Origin of the sequence: Hydrogenophaga sp. (assembly GCF_031426985.1) — a bacterium.
In the GTDB taxonomy this organism is placed as follows: Bacteria; Pseudomonadota; Gammaproteobacteria; order Burkholderiales; family Burkholderiaceae_C; genus Hydrogenophaga.
In genome coordinates this window covers 1-1,137 of sequence record NZ_JASJOY010000016.1, presented here as the reverse complement: position 1 = coordinate 1,137, position 1,137 = coordinate 1, and the positions used below count along the sequence as shown (strand labels likewise).

Genomic DNA, 1,137 nt, shown 5'->3' with positions numbered 1-1,137 from the left:
GCGAAGTCGCGCCGCCAGCGCCGGCCTCGACCCAGTGGCTGTTCTGGCCGGTGTGGCTGCTGGCCTGGGGCGCACTCAACGCGCTGTACCTGTCGGGCGACCTGTTCAACATCTACGTCACGCTGGAACTGCTCGGGCTGGCCGCGGTGGCACTGGTGGCGCTGGCCGGCGCGGGTGCGGCCGCCGCCGCACTGCGCTACCTGCTGTTCGCGCTGCTGGGCTCCATGCTCTACATTCTGGGCGTCGAGCTGTTGTACGCGGCGCACCAGACGATGGACCTGCTGCAGCTGCGCCAGAGCCTGCAGCCCGGCCTGTCGGTGTGGCTGGCCGCGGCGCTGATGACCGCCGGGTTACTCGTCAAGACCGCGATCTTCCCGCTTCACTTCTGGCTGCCGCCGGCGCACGGATCGGCGCCGGCGCCGGTGTCGGCAGCGTTGTCGGCCCTGGTCGTCAAGGCCGGCTTCTACCTGCTCGCGCGGCTGTGGCTGGACCTGTTCGGTCCCCTGCCGGGCGCCGGCGTGGTGCCCGCGTTGCTGGGTGCGCTAGGCGCGCTCGCCGTGCTTTGGGGCGGCCTGCAGGCGCTGCGCCAGGCGCGCCTCAAGGCCATGATCGCCTACTCCACCGTGGCTCAACTGGGCTACTTGATGATCGCGCTGCCGTTGGCGGTGGCGGGGGGCTCGGCAGGTGGGGCGATGCATGCCGCCGTGCTGCTCGCGGCCAGCCATGCGGCGGCCAAGGCCTCGATGTTCATGTGCGCCGGCTCGCTGCTGGCCGCCTACGGGCATGACCGCATCGACGCGATGGCAGGCTTCGGCTCGCGGCTGCCGATCACCGCCACCGCCTTCGCGCTGGCCGCGCTCAGCTTGGTCGGTCTGCCGCCCACGGGCGGCTTCGTCGGCAAGTTCGCGCTGGTCGAAGCCGCGGTGCGCGCCGGTGCCTGGTGGGCCGTGGCGGTGGTGCTGGCCGGCAGCCTGCTGTCGGCCGCGTTCCTGTTCCACGCCCTGTCTCGGGCCTTCGCCGATGCCCCCGCCGACAAGGCCTCGGCAGAGGTGCCGGCGGCCCCGCAACTGGCGGCCCTGGCCCTGGCTCTGGTGGCCGTGGCCCTGGTTGCCGCAGGCGAACCACTGCGCCGCCTGC

At 72.7% G+C, this 1,137-nt stretch carries 1 protein-coding gene; it reads left to right on the top strand.

What is annotated here, in order from left to right:
• Nucleotides 1-1,137 (top strand): complex I subunit 5 family protein (locus RMP09_RS02665; RefSeq protein WP_310564461.1); only part of this gene is annotated, 1,137 nt, incomplete at both ends.